Origin of the sequence: Pseudocitrobacter sp. RIT415 (assembly GCF_003057695.2) — a bacterium.
Taxonomy (GTDB): Bacteria; Pseudomonadota; Gammaproteobacteria; order Enterobacterales; family Enterobacteriaceae; genus Pseudocitrobacter; species Pseudocitrobacter faecalis.
In genome coordinates, this window is the sequence record NZ_QBJC02000030.1 from 36,155 (window position 1) to 54,116 (window position 17,962).

Annotated in this window: 15 protein-coding genes; 7 read left to right on the plus strand and 8 right to left on the minus strand. The window is 54.0% G+C overall.

Annotation, left to right across the window (positions count from 1 at the left end):
* Window positions 1-256: 256 nt before the first annotated feature.
* On the plus strand, window positions 257-901 hold the full coding sequence (gene adk / locus DBY68_RS21235) for an adenylate kinase (RefSeq protein ID WP_108474881.1): 645 nt from the start codon (window positions 257-259) through the stop codon (window positions 899-901).
* 125 nt (window positions 902-1,026) lie between these two features.
* Window positions 1,027-1,989: a ferrochelatase gene (hemH, locus tag DBY68_RS21240; RefSeq protein WP_108474882.1), complete on the plus strand. Its 963-nt coding sequence runs from the start codon at window positions 1,027-1,029 to the stop codon at window positions 1,987-1,989.
* On the opposite strand, the gene aes is transcribed toward hemH, so the two are convergent.
* The gene (gene aes, locus DBY68_RS21245) at window positions 1,986-2,954 is read right to left on the minus strand and encodes an acetyl esterase (RefSeq protein ID WP_108474883.1); all 969 of its coding nucleotides are present in this window, start codon (window positions 2,952-2,954) and stop codon (window positions 1,986-1,988) included. The two genes, hemH and aes, sit on opposite strands and share 4 nt — an antisense overlap.
* Before the next feature lie 161 nt (window positions 2,955-3,115).
* Here aes and DBY68_RS21250 point away from each other — a divergent pair, with 161 nt between their 5' ends.
* The gene (locus tag DBY68_RS21250) at window positions 3,116-4,420 is read left to right on the plus strand and encodes an inosine/guanosine kinase (protein ID WP_108474884.1); all 1,305 of its coding nucleotides are present in this window, start codon (window positions 3,116-3,118) and stop codon (window positions 4,418-4,420) included.
* Window positions 4,421-4,519: 99 nt separating this feature from the next.
* On the opposite strand, the gene ybaL is transcribed toward DBY68_RS21250, so the two are convergent.
* Together ybaL and DBY68_RS21260 are read right to left on the minus strand one after the other, a co-directional pair.
* The gene (gene ybaL / locus DBY68_RS21255; RefSeq protein WP_108474885.1) at window positions 4,520-6,196 is read right to left on the minus strand and encodes a YbaL family putative K(+) efflux transporter; all 1,677 of its coding nucleotides are present in this window, start codon (window positions 6,194-6,196) and stop codon (window positions 4,520-4,522) included.
* Between the two features lie 255 nt (window positions 6,197-6,451).
* On the minus strand, window positions 6,452-7,672 hold the full coding sequence (locus tag DBY68_RS21260) for an MFS transporter (RefSeq protein WP_108474886.1): 1,221 nt from the start codon (window positions 7,670-7,672) through the stop codon (window positions 6,452-6,454).
* A 174-nt stretch (window positions 7,673-7,846) separates the two neighbouring features.
* Here DBY68_RS21260 and ushA point away from each other — a divergent pair, with 174 nt between their 5' ends.
* Complete coding sequence (gene ushA / locus DBY68_RS21265) at window positions 7,847-9,499, plus strand: bifunctional UDP-sugar hydrolase/5'-nucleotidase UshA (RefSeq protein WP_108474887.1); 1,653 nt, start codon at window positions 7,847-7,849, stop codon at window positions 9,497-9,499.
* Window positions 9,500-9,623: 124 nt separating this feature from the next.
* On the opposite strand, the gene ybaK is transcribed toward ushA, so the two are convergent.
* The 3 genes from ybaK to copA form a co-directional block, all read right to left on the minus strand.
* Complete coding sequence (gene ybaK, locus DBY68_RS21270; protein WP_108474888.1) at window positions 9,624-10,103, minus strand: Cys-tRNA(Pro)/Cys-tRNA(Cys) deacylase YbaK; 480 nt, start codon at window positions 10,101-10,103, stop codon at window positions 9,624-9,626.
* Window positions 10,104-10,304: 201 nt separating this feature from the next.
* Window positions 10,305-11,099 (minus strand): TraB/GumN family protein, encoded by a 795-nt coding sequence (locus tag DBY68_RS21275; protein ID WP_108474889.1) that lies wholly within the window; start codon window positions 11,097-11,099, stop codon window positions 10,305-10,307.
* A 90-nt stretch (window positions 11,100-11,189) separates the two neighbouring features.
* The gene (gene copA, locus DBY68_RS21280; protein ID WP_108474890.1) at window positions 11,190-13,691 is read right to left on the minus strand and encodes a copper-exporting P-type ATPase CopA; all 2,502 of its coding nucleotides are present in this window, start codon (window positions 13,689-13,691) and stop codon (window positions 11,190-11,192) included.
* Window positions 13,692-13,853: 162 nt separating this feature from the next.
* Here copA and cueR point away from each other — a divergent pair, with 162 nt between their 5' ends.
* Window positions 13,854-14,264 carry a Cu(I)-responsive transcriptional regulator gene (cueR, locus tag DBY68_RS21285; protein ID WP_015965507.1) on the plus strand — a complete coding sequence of 137 codons (411 nt, stop codon included), beginning with the start codon at window positions 13,854-13,856 and terminating at the stop codon, window positions 14,262-14,264.
* On the opposite strand, the gene DBY68_RS21290 is transcribed toward cueR, so the two are convergent.
* Window positions 14,261-14,728 (minus strand): NfeD family protein, encoded by a 468-nt coding sequence (locus DBY68_RS21290; RefSeq protein ID WP_108474891.1) that lies wholly within the window; start codon window positions 14,726-14,728, stop codon window positions 14,261-14,263. The two genes, cueR and DBY68_RS21290, sit on opposite strands and share 4 nt — an antisense overlap.
* Window positions 14,728-15,642 (minus strand): SPFH domain-containing protein, encoded by a 915-nt coding sequence (locus tag DBY68_RS21295; RefSeq protein ID WP_108474892.1) that lies wholly within the window; start codon window positions 15,640-15,642, stop codon window positions 14,728-14,730. The genes DBY68_RS21290 and DBY68_RS21295 overlap by 1 nt, the downstream gene beginning before the upstream one ends.
* A gap of 715 nt (window positions 15,643-16,357) precedes the next feature.
* On the opposite strand from DBY68_RS21295, the gene fetA reads away from it, so the two are divergent.
* Entirely contained in the window at window positions 16,358-17,029 is a 672-nt protein-coding gene (gene fetA, locus DBY68_RS21305; protein WP_108474894.1) for an iron ABC transporter ATP-binding protein FetA, read from the plus strand.
* Window positions 17,022-17,801: an iron export ABC transporter permease subunit FetB gene (gene fetB / locus DBY68_RS21310; RefSeq protein WP_108474895.1), complete on the plus strand. Its 780-nt coding sequence runs from the start codon at window positions 17,022-17,024 to the stop codon at window positions 17,799-17,801. The genes fetA and fetB overlap by 8 nt, the downstream gene beginning before the upstream one ends.
* Window positions 17,802-17,962 lie beyond the last annotated feature (161 nt).

The window sequence follows — 17,962 nt, forward strand, 5'->3', positions numbered from 1 at the left end:
GGACCGATTGTGCCCATGGTTCATTTGGTGCCGGTCTTCTCCCTCAAGGGTTAGGGGACCGATTGTGCACGTTGTTAAGCCCTGCGCCGTTTTTCGCCCTCTCCCTGTGGGAGAGGGCCGGGGTGAGGGCATCAAACCGCACTTTTCCCCCCATTAACCGTTTCAGCGCCGCCCCGCTTCCTTGAGCCAATGGCGCGTTGGTGGTATCGTTTAGCGCTTTTGAAAAATTTAGACAACCTTTGAGGGGATTTTCGCAATGCGTATCATTCTGCTTGGCGCTCCGGGCGCGGGTAAAGGAACTCAGGCTCAGTTCATCATGGAGAAGTACGGTATTCCGCAAATCTCCACCGGCGATATGCTGCGTGCCGCCGTGAAATCCGGTTCTGAACTGGGTAAACAAGCTAAAGACATCATGGATGCTGGCAAGCTGGTTACCGACGAACTGGTTATCGCGCTGGTTAAAGAACGCATCTCCCAGGAAGATTGCCGTAACGGTTTCCTGCTGGACGGCTTCCCGCGTACTATTCCGCAGGCAGACGCCATGAAAGAAGCGGGCATCAACGTGGATTACGTGCTGGAATTCGACGTGCCGGACGAACTGATCGTTGACCGTATCGTGGGTCGTCGCGTTCACGCGGCATCTGGCCGTGTTTACCACATCAAATTCAATCCGCCGAAAGTGGAAGGTAAAGATGATGTGACCGGCGAAGAGCTGACCACCCGTAAAGACGATCAGGAAGAAACCGTGCGTAAACGTCTGGTGGAATACCATCAGATGACTGCACCGCTGATCGGCTACTACTCCAAAGAAGCGCAGGCGGGTAACACCAAATACGCGAAAGTTGACGGTACTAAAGCCGTTGCAGACGTTCGCGCTGAGCTGGAAAAAATCCTCGGCTAAGGCCGATGCTCTCACCCGGCGCTGCCCGGGTGAGAACCTTTCTCATTTTACCTGTCGCTGTGATTGGTTCCGTTTCCTTTTATTTCCGCTACAATTGTCTCTCGATAAATGGATAAGAGGCGGTAATGCGTTATAAAAAAACAGGAATTCTGCTGGTAAACCTCGGTACACCCGATGCGCCGACCGCCGACGCGGTGAAACGCTATCTTCGGCAATTCCTCAGCGACCGACGCGTTGTCGACACTTCCCGCCTGTTGTGGTGGCCGCTGTTACGCGGTGTTATTCTGCCTATCCGATCGCCGCGCGTGGCGAAACTCTATCAATCCGTATGGATGGAAGAGGGCTCGCCGCTGATGGTATACAGCCGCAGACAGCAAAAAGCGCTGGCTGAACGTCTGCCAGAGATGCCCGTCGCGCTGGGTATGAGCTATGGCACGCCGTCGCTGGAAAGCGCCGTTAATGACTTGCTGGCGCAGGATGTTGACCATATCGTGGTACTGCCGCTGTATCCACAATACTCCTGCTCGACGGTTGCCGCCGTGTGGGATGAACTGGCGCGCATTCTGGGGAAAACCCGCGCTATTCCGGGCGTTACGTTTATTCGCGATTATGCGACCGATCACGACTACATTAAGGCGCTGGCGGGAACGGTGAAGGCCTCTTTCGCACGCCACGGTGAGCCGGATTTGCTGCTGCTCTCTTATCACGGTATTCCGCAGCGTTACGCCAACGAAGGCGATGATTACCCGCAACGTTGTCGCGATACCACACGCGCGCTGGTTTCCGCGCTGGAAATCGACCCGGATAAAGTGATGATGACCTTCCAGTCGCGCTTTGGCCGTGAACCGTGGCTGACACCGTATACGGATGAAACGCTGAAGATGCTGGGTGAAAAGGGCGTGAAACACATTCAGGTGATGTGTCCGGGCTTCTCCGCCGATTGCCTGGAGACGCTGGAAGAAATCGCGGTGCAAAACCGGGAAGTGTTCCTCGAAGCGGGTGGTGTGAAATATGAATATATTCCGGCGTTGAACGACTCACCGGAACATATTGATATGATGCAGGCGCTGGTGACGCCGCACTGCTAGCGTGAATGCAGCTGTTCGACAAAGAAAGCCGCGCCGTCCCGCAGCGCCTGGTCGGCGGTTTTCATCATCCGTGAATAGTGTAAGAACGCATGTAGTACGCCGGGATACATCACGTAACGGCTGGCCTGCTGGTGCGCCTGCAGCGTTTGGTGCAGCAGTCGGCTGTCGTCGATCAGCGGATCATATTCCGCACCGGCGATAAAACAGGGCGGCACGTCACGGGTGAGATCATTATTGAACAGGCAGTACCACGGCGATTCTTTGTCCCGCGCATCTCGCAGATAAGCGTTTTCATAGCTAGCCAGATCCTCGCGCGTTAACCCATCCCAGCTTCCGCCCATTAGCCGGCGGCTTACTGAATCCTGCAAACCGTACAGCCCATACCACAACAACGTGGCTACGACCTTGCCACAATAAATGTGGTGATCGCGCAGCCACAGGGCGCTGGCGAGCGCCAGCATTGCACCTGCAGAGTCGCCCGCAAAGCCGATGTTCTCCATGTTGATGTGATATGCCGTGTCGCGGCGCTGGAAAAACTGGCAGACAGCGACCGTCTCTTCAATGGCCTGTGGGAAGCGGGCTTGCGGCGATAAAGTGTAGTCGATACCGATCACCGTACAGCCAGTATATTTTGCCTGTAGACGCATGATGCGGTCGTGCGTGTCGAGATTGCCGAGAATAAACCCGCCGCCGTGCAGATAAAAGAGTGTCGCCGGACTTTCTGGCTGCGGTGAGTAAATCCGCGTAGCCACGGTGCCGAACGGCGTGGGCACCACGCACTCAACGGTGGCCATCTCGGGCGCACCCTCGTTCCAGAATTGTCGTTCACGCGTGTAGTAATCGCGCTGAACTTCCTGTGTTGCATCGGCGGGCCAGGGCGGCAAGTCGGGCCGCTCGAATTGCATGACCTGCTGCATTTCTGCCGAGATTTTCTCCAGTACGGGGATCTTATTTTCCGCTTTCATCACGCGCTCCTTATCATCCTTGCGCTATTGTAGAGTTCCCGGCGCGAGAAACTGCGATCCCGCTGACCGATATTGAACGCTGACCTGCACGACGTTCGTCGCATGCGGCTGGTGGAATGTGCTACCATTTCTCGCTCGGCTATCCACCAGTAAACAGAATCATGAAATTTCCCGGTAAACGTAAATCAAAACACTATTTTCCCGTTAACGCCCGCGATCCGCTGTTAAAACAAATTCAGCCGGAAAGCGAAAATGGCGTCTCCTGGGTGGTTGGCATCGACCAAACCCTGGTGGATATCGAAGCTAAAGTCGATGACGCGTTTATCCAACGCTACGGCCTGAGCGCCGGGCATTCGCTGGTAATTGAAGATGATGTCGCGGAAGCGCTGTATCAGGAACTGGTGCAGAATAACCTCATCACCCATCAGTTTGCCGGGGGAACCATCGGCAACACGATGCACAACTATTCGGTGCTGGCAGACGACCGCTCTGTGCTGCTGGGGGTGATGTGCCGTAATGTAGAAATTGGCGGCTACGCGTACCGCTATCTTTGCAATACCTCCAGCCGTACCGATCTCAACTATTTGCAGGGCGTTGATGGCCCCATTGGTCGCTGCTTCACGCTGATCAGCGAATCCGGCGAACGCACCTTCGCGATTAGCCCAGGCCACATGAACCAACTGCGCCCGGAAAGTATTCCGGAAGCCGTGATCGCGGGCGCGTCTGCGCTGGTGCTGACCTCTTACCTGGTGCGCTGCAAGCCCGGTGAGCCGATGAAAGACGCCACCATGCAGGCGATTGCCTACGCGAAGAAATATAACGTTCCGGTAGTTCTGACGCTCGGCACCAAGTATGTGATTGCTGATAACCCGCAGTGGTGGCAGGAATTTCTCAAAGAGCATGTCTCGATTCTGGCAATGAATGAAGAAGAGGGCCTGGCGCTCACCGGGCTGGACGACCCGCTGCTGGCCTCCGATAAAGCGCTGGACTGGGTGGATCTGGTATTGTGCACCGCCGGGCCGATAGGGCTGTATATGGCGGGCTTTACCGAGAACGAGGCAAAACGGAAAACTCAGCATCCGCTGCTGCCGGGAGCCATTGCCGAATTTAACCAGTATGAATTCAGCCGTGCAGTGCGTTATAAAGATTGCCAGGAGCCGCTGCGCGTTTACTCGCACATCGCGCCCTATATGGGCGGCCCGGAGAAAATCATGAATACCAACGGGGCAGGCGACGGCGCGCTGGCGGCACTGCTGCACGATATCACCGCCAATAACTACCATCGTACTAACGTGCCGAATTCCAGTAAACATCAGCATCACTGGCTTACCTATTCGTCGCTGGCACAGGTGTGTAAATATGCCAACCGGGTGAGTTATCAGGTACTGAACCAGCATTCACCGCGCCTGACGCGCGGCCTGCCGGAAAGGGAAGATAGCCTCGAAGAGGCGTACTGGGAAAGGTAGTATTGTGTGTTGCCCGGTGGCGCTTCGCTTACCGGGCCTGGAACGTTTATGTGAATTTGTAGGCCGGATAAGGCGAATCCGCCATCCGGCACACAATGTTTAGCCTGTCACCGCCTCTTCAAGCGGCGGTTTTTCTAACAAGCCCAGCATGGTTTTCGCAATCTCACGCTCGCCCATTACCACCTGATTGGCACCGCGTTCGCTGATATACGCCACTTCATCGTCATAATGCGCGCGGGCGATAATCTCAATGCCCGGGCATTTCTCGCGGGCGGTGGCGACAATCTCTCCGGCCTCGTAACCATTCGGAATGGTCAGCAGCAGCCAGCGCGCGCAATCCAGATGCGCCAGGTTCATTATTTCCTCATTTGCGGCGTTACCCAGCACCGCACGAATACCGCGCTCGCGAAGCTCATCAACGCGCGTGCGGGACGTTTCAATCACCACCAGCGGAATACCCTGCGCCATCAGCTTCTCGCCGAGCAGGCTGCCGACACGTCCGTAGCCAACCAGCAACGCATGGTTACAGATATCCACCGGGATCTGCTTCTCGTCCTCAATCGCTTCTTCAAGCGTTTGCTCTTCCAGCGTCTCGGTTTTCTCGAGATATTTTTCCAGCAGAGTAAACAGAATCGGGTTGAGCATAATCGACAGAATGGCTCCTGCCAGCACCAGGTTCTGCCCGGCCTGCGGGAGGAGATCCAGCGCCATGCCGAGCCCCGCCAGAATAAAGGCAAATTCGCCAATCTGCGCCAGGCTGGTGGCGATGGTCAGCGCGGTACGCTGTGAGTGACCAAACATACGCACAAGGAAGAATGCCGCTAACGACTTACCAAAGACGATAATAGCCAGCGTGCCGAGCACGGCCAGCGGCTGCTCAATCAGAATCATCGGGTCAAACAGCATGCCGACGGAAACGAAGAACAGTACGGCGAACGCGTCGCGCAACGGCAGCGTATCGTGCGCCGCACGGTGGCTCAGTTCAGACTCGTTCAGCACCATTCCGGCGAAGAACGCACCGAGTGCGAAAGAAACATCAAACAGCTCAACCGCACCGAAGGCGATGCCCAGCGCCAGCGCCAGTACAGAAAGAGTAAAGAGCTCACGCGAACCGGTGGCGGCGCTACGTGAGAGGATCCACGGCACAAGACGGCGACCTACCAGCATCATGATGGCGATGAAGGCGATAACCTTACCGATAGTCATCGACATATCGAGCGCCAGTGAAGCCAGCCCGACGTCGCCTTTTTCCATCATGCCCGCAACGGCTGGCAGCAGAACCAGCGTTAACACCATCACCAGATCTTCAACAATCAGCCAGCCGATGGCAATCTGCCCCCGCTGGCTATCAATCAGTTGGCGTTCTTCCAGCGCGCGCAGCAGCACCACGGTACTGGCGGTGGAAAGGCAGAGGCCGAACACGATACCGGTCATTAACGACCAGCCGAGCAATGACGAAAGTGCCATACCCAGCAGCGTCGCCACCGCTATCTGCAGGATTGCACCGGGAATGGCGATGGCCTTTACCGCCATCAAGTCTTTTAGTGAGAAGTGCAGACCGACGCCAAACATCAGCAGAATCACGCCCAGTTCCGCCAGTTCAGGTGCCAGTTGCGTATCGGCGACAAAACCCGGCGTGAATGGCCCGGCCAGGACGCCTGCTAATAAATAACCGACTAAAGGAGATATGCGTAATCTGTTGGCAATCATGCCAAGGAAAAATGCGAGAACAAGACCACCAACAATGGTGGTGATAAGCGGTGTGGCGTGATGCATTCCGTCTCCTTTCGTGGTGGTGCGTTGTTCCATTTTTGGCTCAGATGCGTGACATCATCCGGAAAACCAAAAAACCTTGTAATAGTTTATGACAAAATGGGGCATCATGTTTATGAATAAATGTTGAATTTTAATAAAAAAAGGAATTTATGATCGGAACAACCCCAAAAGTGGGATTGGCTGAGGAATAGTAAGGGAAATTCCGCAGTAGCTGGGGTAGTGCGCAGCCAAAGTTTGACTTTGGCTGCGTTAAACTTACTGTTTTTGTCGATTATCAGGCAGGAATATGGTCAACATCCCCAGAAGTGGCAGGAAAGCACAGATTTTATAGACCAGTTCGATGCTGGTGTGGTCAGCAACCAGCCCCAATACCGCAGCCCCTAAGCCGCCCATGCCGAAGGCAAAACCGAAGAATAAACCGGAAACCATGCCAATTCGGCCAGGTAAGAGCTCCTGTGCGTATACCAGAATCGCCGAAAATGCGGATGCGAGGATAAATCCAATGATCACCGTTAAAATACCGGTCCATTCCAGCGATGCGTAGGGTAAAATAAGCGTAAACGGTGCAACGCCGAGGATAGAGCCCCAAATAACATATTTACGCCCGATTTTATCGCCCACAGGCCCGCCAATCACGGTTCCCGCCGCAACTGCAAACAGGAAGGAAAAGAGGTGTATCTGCGCATTTTGGATGGATAAGCCAAACTTATGCATCAAATAAAAGGTGTAATAGCTGCTGATACTCGCCATGTAGAAGTATTTTGAAAAAATAAGCATCAGAAGGACGCAAACGGCCAGAATCACCTTGTTGCGCGGCAGCGGATTAATAATCGCGGCTTTAGGTTTACCTTTATTTATGCGGTGCTGTGCGGCATACCAGCGGCTGATTTGTGCCAGTACGACAATGGCCAGCAGCGCCGCCAGTACGAACCAGGCGACGTTGCCTTTACCGTACGGGGCGATGATCACGGCAGCCAGTAGTGGCCCTAACGAACTGCCAAAGTTACCGCCGACCTGGAAGATCGACTGCGCCAGACCATGACGGCCCCCGGACGCCATGCGCGCCACGCGCGAGGATTCCGGGTGGAAAACAGATGACCCGGTACCGACCAGCGCGGCGGCCAGCAGAACGGTATAGAAACTGCCCGCCAGTGCCAGCAGAATCAGGCCGCTCAGGGTAAAGCACATGCCGATAGGCAGCGACCACGGCATCGGGCGCTTATCGGTCACGTAGCCGACCACCGGCTGAAGCAGCGAGGAGGCGAGCTGGAAGGTGAGGGTAATCATGCCGATCTGTACGAAACTGAGCGAGAATTCAGCTTGTAGCAGCGGGTAGATAGCCAGAATTAACGACTGAATCATGTCGTTAAGCAGGTGAGAGAGGCTGATGGCCCCGAGAATTTTAAACGACGTGCGTGCCTGTTGCTGGGGCGCAGAGGAGCCGGACAGCCCAGGACTGGTTTCACTGATTGCCATAGATTCCACTTATATTTGATGGTGCGATGTTGGAGATAATCGATGTTGTAATAGTTATCAGCCTAAGATACCTGTCTGCGGCGTATGAAGGAAGTCTCATTTCTAAAATGAAATTCGACTATTCTTTCAGAGCGTTGTAATTTCGGCACTTGTCATTCAATCAGGGAGCGGATCATGAAATTTGTTCGACGGGGCATAGCGCTGGCGATGCTGGCGGCGCTGTCTTTGGCAAGCACGGGCGTTCAGGCCTGGGAAAAAGATAAAACCTATAAAATCACAATATTACATACCAACGATCACCATGGTCACTTCTGGCGCAGCGAATATGGTGAATACGGTTTAGCGGCGCAAAAAACGCTGGTGGATGGCATTCGCAAAGAGGTGGCCGCAGAAGGCGGTAGCGTGCTGCTGCTCTCAGGCGGCGATATCAATACGGGCGTTCCTGAGTCTGACCTACAGGACGCCGAGCCCGATTTTCGTGGCATGAATCTGGTCGGTTACGATGCGATGGCCGTCGGCAATCACGAATTCGATAACCCGCTGAGCGTGCTGCGCCAGCAGGAGAAATGGGCAAAATTCCCGTTTCTGTCGGCCAATATTTATCAGAAAAGTACCGGCGAGCGCCTGTTTAAACCGTGGGCGATCTTCAAGCGTCAGGATCTCAAAATCGCCGTGCTTGGCCTGACGACCGACGACACCGCGCGCATCGGCAACCCGGAAAACTTTACTGATATTGAGTTTCGTAAGCCTGCCGAAGAAGCGAAGCTGGTTATTCAGGAACTTCAGATGAATGAAAAACCTGATTTTATCATCGCCGCTACGCACATGGGTCACTATGACAACGGTAACCACGGTTCTAACGCACCGGGCGATGTCGAAATGGCGCGTAGCCTGCCTGCCGGGGCGCTGGCGATGATTGTGGGTGGTCACTCACAAGATCCGGTTTGCATGGCGTCGGAGAATAAAAAGCAGGTCGATTATGTGCCAGGCACGCCGTGCGCGCCGGATAAACAGAACGGCATCTGGATTGTGCAGGCCCATGAGTGGGGTAAATACGTTGGGCGCGCCGATTTTGAGTTCCGCAACGGCGAACTCAAGCTGGTGCATTATCAGCTGATCCCGGTGAACCTGAAGAAGAAAGTGACTTACGATAACGGGCAAAGTGAGCGCGTACTTTACACGCCGCAAATCCCGGAAAGCGCGCAGATGCTCTCGCTGCTGAGCCCGTTCCAGAATAAAGGCAAAGCGCAGCTCGGCGTGAAAATTGGTACGGTGAATGGTCATCTGGAAGGCGACCGCAGCAAAGTCCGTTTCGTGCAGACCAACCTTGCGCGGGTGATTCTTGCGGCGCAAATGGCGCGAACCGGCGCTGATTTCGCGGTGATGAGCGGCGGTGGGATTCGTGATTCTATCGAAGCGGGTGATATCACCTATAAAAGCGTGCTGAAAGTTCAACCGTTTGGCAACGTGGTTGTCTATGCTGACATGACGGGTAAAGAGGTGACTGATTACCTTACCGCCGTGGCACAGAAAAAGCCTGACTCCGGTGCCTACCCGCAGTTTGCCAACGTCAGTTTTATCGCGAAAGGCGGTAAGCTGACGGATCTGAAAATCAAAGGGGAGCCTGTCGACCCGGCAAAAAATTACCGTATGGCGACGCTTAATTTTAATGCCAGTGGCGGTGATGGGTATCCGCAGATTGATCAATTACCGGGCTATGTGAACACCGGGTTTATTGATGCGGAAGTGCTGAAGCAGTTTATCGAACAGAACTCGCCGATAGATGTGAATGCTTACGAACCGAAAGGGGAAGTGCGCTGGGAATAAGGGTTTTACCCCTCACCCTAACCCTCTCCCGCAGGGAGAGGGACGGATTGTGCTCAATGCAAATACGAACTCGGTTTTCTCCCTCTCCCTGCGGGAGAGGGCCGGGGTGAAGGGAAGACTGCACTCAATCTCTACGCGCAATATCCGCAAATTTCGCATCAAGAATTTTCGCCAGATCGCTTGCCGCGAGTTCGATATCCAGCCCGCGCTTGCCGCCTGATACATAGATGGTGGCAAACTCCTGCGCGGGCGCATCAATCACCGTCGGCAGGCGTTTTTTCTGCCCCAGCGGGCTGATACCGCCGACCAGATACCCGGTTGTACGCTGCGCCACCATCGGGTCGGCCATATCGACTTTTTTCGCGCCCAGCGCCTTCGCCACTTTTTTCAAATCAAGCTGACCGGCCACCGGCGTGACCGCCACGGCCAGATGCTTCATATCGCCATTGATGGCAACCAGTAAGGTTTTGTAGACCTGGTCCGCATTCAGACCCAGTTTACGCACCACTTCGTCACCAAAGTTGGTTTCGCTCGGATCGTGATCGTAGGCGTGAATCTGGAAAGAAATTTTGTTTTTTTCGAGTAACTTAACGGCGGGAGTCATAATCATCCTTTCTTACTACTAAACAGACATCCTCTAAGCATACGCCTCTGAGCTGGCTAAAAAATAGTATTATCTTGCGCAATAGTAATGGAAGTGATGATGACTTTGAGCGACAATCAAAAGATCCGAAGTGCGAACTTCGGGATAATAATAATGATGAAATTCCTCTTTGACGGGCCAATAGAGATATTGGCCATTTTTTTATTTCAGCATCTGTGGCAGGTTGCCTTCGCCGTACAGATGCAGCGCCCCAACCGCCACCACATAGCGGCCCGGCGGCAGCGCCAGCAGCATATCGCGCCACGCCTGATTACGCTGCACCATCAACACATCATACAGCGACTGGCTAAAGGTATTCGGTAGCGGTGAATTTCTGTCCGTTGGCGGCTGTTCCAGCCACCAGCCAATCATCACCTGCAACAACCGCGCGTTAGTGTGCCAGTGGGTGAGGGTGTCCTCCAGCAGCGCCAGCCCGTTATCAGGCAACTGGAGTAACAATGCAATCTGACTTGATGCGCCCTCCAGTTCCTGAATGGGAAGGGAAGCCTGCCGTGCCGCCTGCAAAAGTTGATAATCAATCCCGTAATCCGGGCGCAGGCCCAGCTTTTGCGCCTGCGTTGCCTGCATCACCATCGCGATTTGCCACAGTGGCTGGGTATCGAAACGCGCAAGCGGTAAGCCTTGCTCATCGGCCAGTTTTTCAAGCCTGGCAAGCTGCGTCGCCGTCAGGCGTTCGGCCAGGGGAGCACAAACAGGAAGGTTGTCAAAAGGTGCTTCATTGCCGGAAATATCTGCCTCAACGATCAGTGCATCGGCCTGCTGGAGCTTCTTGACCAGCTTCGGCGGCAGCGGCGACATATCGCGCGTGCCCATATGAATACTGCCGACAAGATGAAGTTCGCGACCGCCAGGCAGTGAGATATCGATGGCGGGCCAGCTATAGGGGGCGCCTCGCAGCGCGTGCCACAAGCGTTTTAGTTGATTTAACAGACTCATCCGCGCTCCCTTTGAGAAAGGTTCATGCTAGCGCGGCCATCGTAAAGGTGCAAATCTCCCTCCTGAAACTGAATCAGGAGGGAGTAGGGATCATGCCTTCGGTTTAAACCGCAGCAATCGGTTCGCGTTGCTCACAACCGTAATGGACGAGAGCGCCATTGCTGCGCCAGCGACTACCGGGTTGAGTAGCGTACCCGTTATCGGCCAGAGAATACCGGCGGCGATAGGAATACCCAGAGAATTGTAGATAAACGCGCCCAGCAGGTTCTGCTTCATATTGCGCAACGTGGCGCGGGAAATCGCCAGCGCATCCGCAACGCCCATCAGGCTGTGACGCATCAGGGTGATGGCCGCCGTTTCAATGGCCACATCGCTGCCGCCCCCCATGGCGATACCCACTTCTGCCTGCGCCAGTGCGGGCGCATCGTTGATGCCATCGCCGACCATCGCCACTTTCTGCCCCTGACGTTGCAGATTTTTAATGGCTTCGGCTTTGCCGTCCGGCAGAACACCGGCGATCACTTCATCAATACCCGCTTCTTTGGCAATGGCATTGGCGGTGGTTGGGTTGTCGCCGGTCAGCATCACCAGACGGTATCCTTCGCGGTGCAGGCGCTCCAGCGCCGCAACGCTATCGGCACGTAGCGGGTCGCGGATGGCGAACAAAGCAGCGGCTTTGCCGTCGACGGCCAGCAGTACCGGCGTGGCACCTCGTGAAGCCTGCACGTTGATTTCACTTTCCAGTTCAGCGGTTGAGATATTCTGTTCATTGAGCAGCGCCTGGTTACCCAGCAGCAGTGTATGACCCTCTGCTTCGCCGCTCACGCCCAGCCCGCGCAGGGTACGGAAGGCGTTAACCTGCGGCAACGTTGCATCGCCCGCTTTTTCCAGAATTGCCCGCGCTAACGGGTGGCTTGAACCTTGTTCCAGCGCGGCGGCAAGACGCAGCGCCTGCGCTTCTTCAACGCCTGAGAAGGTTTTCACTGCCACAACCTGCGGCTTACCTTCCGTCAGCGTGCCGGTTTTATCAAACACCAGCGTGGTAAGTTCGCTGGCCCGTTGCAGCGCGTCGGCATCACGCACCAGCACGCCGTACTCAGCCGCACGACCCACGCCAGAAATAATCGACATCGGCGTTGCAAGACCGAGAGCACACGGACAGGCGATGATCAGTACGGTGGTGGCGATCACCAGAGTGTAGACAATCTGCGGTGCCGGCCCGAAGAAGTACCAGATGGCGGCGCTGAACAGCGCGATGGCGACTACGGCAGGCACGAACACCGCCGAAATTTTATCCGCCAGTTGGCCGATTTCGGGTTTACTGCTTTGCGCCTGCCGCACCATTTTAATTATGCGCGAAAGCGTAGTATGGCTGCCTACCGCGCTGGCGCGGAACAGAACGGAACCGTCCTGTACCACCGTCCCGGCGTGAATAGCATCGCCATGACTTTTTTCTTGTGGCACCGGTTCACCGGTGAGCATCGCTTCGTCAAACCAGGCTTCACCCTGAGTGATTTCGCCATCGACCGGCACACGGTCACCGGTGGTCAGGCGCAACGTCATACCTGGCAAAACCTCGGCCAGCGGCACGGTTTTTTCACCGTCTTCCGTCACCACACGAGCAGACGGCGGCGTCAGATCGAGCAGTTTCTCCAGCGCTTTTGATGAACGCTGACGGGCGCGGGCTTCCAGCATATGCCCGAGGTTAATCAGACCGATGATCATCGCGCTGGCTTCATAATAGAGATGACGCGCTTCCATCGGGAACCACTGTGGCCACAGGTTGACGCTCATCGAATAGAGCCACGCCACACCGGTACCCAGCGCCACCAGCGTATCCATCGTCGCGGTGCCGTTTTTCAGGCTTTTCCACGCGCTACTGTAGAAGTGGCCACCGGCGAAGACCATTACGGCCAGCGTTACCAATCCGATGACAAGCCACAGTGAGCGGTTGGCGTCGGTCACCATCATGTTGTCGCCGATCATTCCCCAAATCATCACCGGGATACCGACCAACAGCGCGACAATGGCCTGCCAGCGGAAGCGCTTCATGGTGGCGAGCGCGGTTTCCTGCTGACGTTCACGACGTTTGAGATCATCTTCAATCGCTTCCGCGCCGTAGCCTGCTTTCTCTACGGCGTGAACTAAATCAGCGGCGGAGGCACTGCCCATTACCAGTGCAGTGCGCTCCGCAAGATTTACCCGTGCCTGTGCGACGCCCGGTACCGCCTGAAGGGCTTTTTGCACGCGAGAGACGCAGCTGGCGCAGCTCATTCCGTTGATCAGCAACTGCTGGCTGTCGTCCAGATCCTGGGCTGCCGGAAGCGCAGGGGTGACCGCTGTCAGGGCTTCCGACGGGATTACTGCTTCCGCCAGCGGTTTAGCCTTTGGGTGGCTTAACTCTGCGCCGTAACCCGCTTCAATAATGGTTTCGATCAGCGCTTCCGCACTGGCGCTACCGGTGACGTGGGCTTCGGTGAGGGTGACATCAGCCTGTTCAACGTCAGGACGTTTTTCCAGGCTCTCTTTTACACGTTTAACGCAGTGACCACAGGAGAGGCCATCAAGCGTCAGGTCGATAGTATTGGACATAACAGACTCCTTATCTTCTGAGTGTGAATAAGCTTAAACCTTCCCGCAAGGGGAAGGTCAAGGACGTAGTGAACAATTACCGGAATTCCTTTTTGCCGGGCTTTACTGCAACCTAAACAGGTTATACTTGGGCGAGCGATACCCCAGCATTTGGAGAAGAGGATGAACATCAGCGATGTTGCCAAAAAAACCGGTTTAACCAGTAAAGCGATTCGCTTTTATGAAGAGAAGGGGCTGGTGACGCCACCGCTGCGCAGCGAGAACGGTTATCGTAGCTACACCCAAAAACATATCGACGAATTTACGCTGTTACGTCAGGCGCGCCAGGTAGGATTTAATCTGGAAGAGTGTGGCGAACTGGTGACGCTGTTCAACGACCCGAAACGCCACAGCGCTGATGTGAAAGCGCATACTTTGCAGAAAGTCGCTGAAATTGAAAAGCATATCAGCGACCTGCAGGCGATGCGCGATCAACTTCTTGCGCTCGCGGCGTCATGCCCTGGCGATGATGGCGTGGACTGCCCGATCATTGACCACTTATCGGGCTGTTGTCAGCATAAAAAACAGGCTTAACGTTTTACCTGTTCAAAGAGTCGGACGCGCAGCGTAATACCTTCAACTGCTACGACTTCAACTTTTGACCCCGCAGGCAAGTCGTCATCAGCAATCACTGGCCAGGCGCTGTCGCCCACCCGAACTTGTCCACGACCATTCACCAGGGCGTTATCCAGGGTAAAACGCTGCCCCACAAGTTGTTGTCCGCGTTGATTAAGCTGGCTGTCGGCGGGTTTCTGCTCTTTAACCTGGCGCGCGAGCCATTTTGACCACAGCCACGCCGCCAGCAGCGTCAGGATACAGAAGATAACCGCCTGCCACTCCCAACTGACGGGCAGGATCCAGGTCAGCAGGCCGGTGATCACCCCGGCAACGCCGCTCCACAGCAGATAACCGTTGCCACCCAGCATCTCGGCGGCGAGTAACAGACCGCCGAGGCTTAACCAGAAAATATGCGGATGAGCCAGAATCATCTCGACCATTATCTTTTCCGTTCGTTGGCGCTGTCTTTAATCAGTTCGGCCACGCCAGCAATAGATCCCATCAGGCTGCTGGCATCCAGAGGCATCATGACGACTTTGCTGTTACTGGATGAACCAATTTGCTGGAGCGCTTCGGTGTATTTCTGCGCGACGAAGTAGTTGACCGCCTGAATGTCCCCGGCAGCAATGGCTTCTGACACCATTTTGGTTGCGCGCGCTTCCGCTTCTGCGGAACGTTCACGGGCTTCCGCTTCAAGGAAGGCCGACTGACGTTCACCTTCCGCCTTGAGGATCTTCGACTGTTTTTCCCCTTCGGCTTTAACGATTTCCGCCTGGCGAATACCTTCCGCCTCCAGAATATAGGCACGTTTTGTACGTTCCGCTTTCATCTGGGCGTTCATCGACGCAATCAGTTCTGCGGGCGGGCGAACATCGCGGATTTCGATACGGGTAACTTTAATGCCCCATGGGTTGGTGGCTTCATCAACGATATGCAACAGACGCGTGTTGATGCTGTCGCGCTGGGAGAGCATTTCATCCAACTCCATAGAACCCAGCACGGTACGGATGTTGGTCATCGTCAGGTTGATGATCGCCAGTTCCAGGTTGCTTACCTCATAGGCAGCCTTTGGCGCATCAATGACCTGAATAAAACAGACGGCGTCGATGGTGACGTTGGCGTTATCTTTGGAGATAACTTCCTGAGACGGAATATCTAAAACCTGCTCCATCATGTTGATCTTACGACCAATCCTGTCCATGAAGGGGACAACAAGGCTGAGCCCAGGCTGAAGCGTATTGGTATAGCGGCCAAAACGTTCGACCGTCCATTGGTAGCCCTGAGGAACGATTTTGACGCCAGCGGCAACCACCACCAGCACAACAAAAATCATGATAGGGATAAATATCAGCATGAAACCTCCTGTTAAACCGTCCGTATAGATACGCGGCATGTGCCGCTGCTGAGGTTAAGTATATCGACTACCATGACGAAATTCGCCTGCCAGATTTTGATATTGCTTCACTTTAGACCTAATGTCCGGAACAAGACATTTTAAAAGAACTGCTAATTGTGTTTTAAAAAAGCCCCTCTTAAAACCGGTAGGGAAAAGCGGGAAACATCATGCAGACACGACTATCGTTTTTTAACGTATCGGGCAGCACGAAGGCCAGCAGTGTTAATTCTTCATTTCTCTCATGATGTTCATCATAAAATCTGTTGAGAATCATCGCTGACGGAGAAGCTATCTGCGGCAAGGAGGAAGCTCACCGCAGCTTCATGTCTGTTTTCGTCACCTGAGGCAACCAATGCAGTGTGATCTTCATGGAGGATTACGCTGTGTCCTGCAATGATCTCAGCGTTCCGCCAGACGTTTATCATGAGCAGTCTGGGTACTGGAACGGCTATAAAATCACAGAACGTAAGGTTAATAAAAAGGTTCTGAAATACTTAAAAAAGAACTTTTCTGACGGAATAAACGTTACTGGAGAAGAGAAAAGGCGTTCTCTAATATGCGCGGTGAGCGCCATTTTTATTGCATCAGCGAAATAGATAAATTCGATTAACGCCTCATCCTTAAAAATCGTTACACTGTGTCCATTAGTCCGGAACAGGAGTTTCAAATAATTATGAAGGAAGGCAACGCGATTCTGCAATTAACAGGCGTGGGTTATCGCATCGGTGAACGGCAAGTGCTAAACGATATCAATTTCAGCATTGCGCCGGGTGAGTTTAAGCTGATAACCGGCCCCTCGGGCTGTGGTAAAAGTACATTATTAAAAATCATCGCTTCGCTATTAAGCCCGTGTGAAGGAACCATTCAGTTTAAAGGACAGGATTACACCACACTGTCCCCAGAGCAGTATCGCCAGCAGGTTTCCTACTGCGCGCAGACGCCCGCTTTGTTTGGCGAGACGGTCTATGACAACCTGATTTTCCCCTGGCAGATCCGGAATAAACGCACCGAACCGGATACCTTTCTGGGCTTCCTGACGCGGTTTGGCTTACCTGAAGAGACGTTATCAAAATCAATCAACGATCTTTCTGGCGGTGAAAAGCAGCGTATTTCCCTGATCCGCAACCTACAATTTTTGCCGGATGTTTTATTACTGGATGAAATTACCAGTGCACTTGATGAAGAAAATAAGCATAACGTGAACGATATTATTCATCGCTATGTACGGGAGAAAAATATTGCTGTGCTGTGGGTCACCCACGATAAAGATGAAATAGAACATGCGGATGATGTCATTACATTACCGCTCTCGGGAAAGGATGTGCAGGAGGCCACCCATGAATGAACATGCCATTACCAATGAATCGCTGGCGCTCTCAATGGTATTAGTGCTGGTGGCGATTTTGGTGAGCTACCGGGAAAAGCTGGCGCTGGAAAAAGATATTATCTGGAGTATTTGCCGGGCGGTTGTACAGCTGATTATTGTTGGCTATGTGCTGAAATACATTTTCAATGTTAACCACGCGATTCTGACGCTGTTAATGGTGCTGTTTATCTGCTTTAACGCCGCGTATAACGCGCAAAAACGCAGTAAATACATCAGCAAAGCGTTTATGTCGTCGTTTATCGCCATCACCACCGGGGCCGGGTTAACGCTGGCAGTTCTGGTCTTTTCGGGCTCGATTGAATTTACGCCGATGCAGGTGATCCCCATTTCCGGGATGATTGCCGGCAATGCGATGGTGGCGGTGGGGCTGTGTTACAACAATCTTGGGCAGCGCTTTAGTGCTGAGCAGCAGCAGATTCAGGAGAAACTTAGCCTGGGCGCGACGCCTAAAATGGCGTCTGCGAGGCTTATCCGGGAAAGTATTCGCGCGTCGCTGATCCCAACCGTGGATTCGGCAAAAACGGTAGGGCTGGTGAGTTTACCGGGCATGATGTCGGGGCTGATATTTGCAGGTATCGACCCGGTGAAGGCGATTAAATATCAGATAATGGTGACGTTTATGCTGTTATCGACGGCCAGTTTATCAACGATTATTGCCTGCTATCTGACGTACCGGAAATTTTACAATTCACGCCATCAACTGGTGGTGTCGCAGTTGAAGAAGGGATGAAACCGCACACAACGCCCTCACCCTGGCCCTCTCCCAAGGGGAGAGGGAGAAAACTGCAGACACTTAAACTTTGGCACGATCGGTCCCCTCTCCCTCAAGGGAGTGTACGGTCCGGGGACATGGTAGACAGGTGTTCGGGGACATGGTGAACACTTTTTAAC

Excerpts from the sequence above, each read along its gene's own strand:
- adk (WP_108474881.1), top strand. The coding sequence starts at position 257 with ATGCGTATCATTCTGCTTGGCGCTCCGGGCGCGGGTAAAGGAACTCAG.
- hemH (WP_108474882.1), top strand. The coding sequence starts at position 1,027 with ATGCGTTATAAAAAAACAGGAATTCTGCTGGTAAACCTCGGTACACCC.
- aes (WP_108474883.1), bottom strand. The coding sequence starts at position 2,954 with ATGAAAGCGGAAAATAAGATCCCCGTACTGGAGAAAATCTCGGCAGAA.
- DBY68_RS21250 (WP_108474884.1), top strand. The coding sequence starts at position 3,116 with ATGAAATTTCCCGGTAAACGTAAATCAAAACACTATTTTCCCGTTAAC.
- ybaL (WP_108474885.1), bottom strand. The coding sequence starts at position 6,196 with ATGCATCACGCCACACCGCTTATCACCACCATTGTTGGTGGTCTTGTT.
- DBY68_RS21260 (WP_108474886.1), bottom strand. The coding sequence starts at position 7,672 with ATGGCAATCAGTGAAACCAGTCCTGGGCTGTCCGGCTCCTCTGCGCCC.
- ushA (WP_108474887.1), top strand. The coding sequence starts at position 7,847 with ATGAAATTTGTTCGACGGGGCATAGCGCTGGCGATGCTGGCGGCGCTG.
- ybaK (WP_108474888.1), bottom strand. The coding sequence starts at position 10,103 with ATGACTCCCGCCGTTAAGTTACTCGAAAAAAACAAAATTTCTTTCCAG.
- DBY68_RS21275 (WP_108474889.1), bottom strand. The coding sequence starts at position 11,099 with ATGAGTCTGTTAAATCAACTAAAACGCTTGTGGCACGCGCTGCGAGGC.
- copA (WP_108474890.1), bottom strand. The coding sequence starts at position 13,691 with ATGTCCAATACTATCGACCTGACGCTTGATGGCCTCTCCTGTGGTCAC.
- cueR (WP_015965507.1), top strand. The coding sequence starts at position 13,854 with ATGAACATCAGCGATGTTGCCAAAAAAACCGGTTTAACCAGTAAAGCG.
- DBY68_RS21290 (WP_108474891.1), bottom strand. The coding sequence starts at position 14,728 with ATGGTCGAGATGATTCTGGCTCATCCGCATATTTTCTGGTTAAGCCTC.
- DBY68_RS21295 (WP_108474892.1), bottom strand. The coding sequence starts at position 15,642 with ATGCTGATATTTATCCCTATCATGATTTTTGTTGTGCTGGTGGTGGTT.
- fetA (WP_108474894.1), top strand. The coding sequence starts at position 16,358 with ATGAAGGAAGGCAACGCGATTCTGCAATTAACAGGCGTGGGTTATCGC.
- fetB (WP_108474895.1), top strand. The coding sequence starts at position 17,022 with ATGAATGAACATGCCATTACCAATGAATCGCTGGCGCTCTCAATGGTA.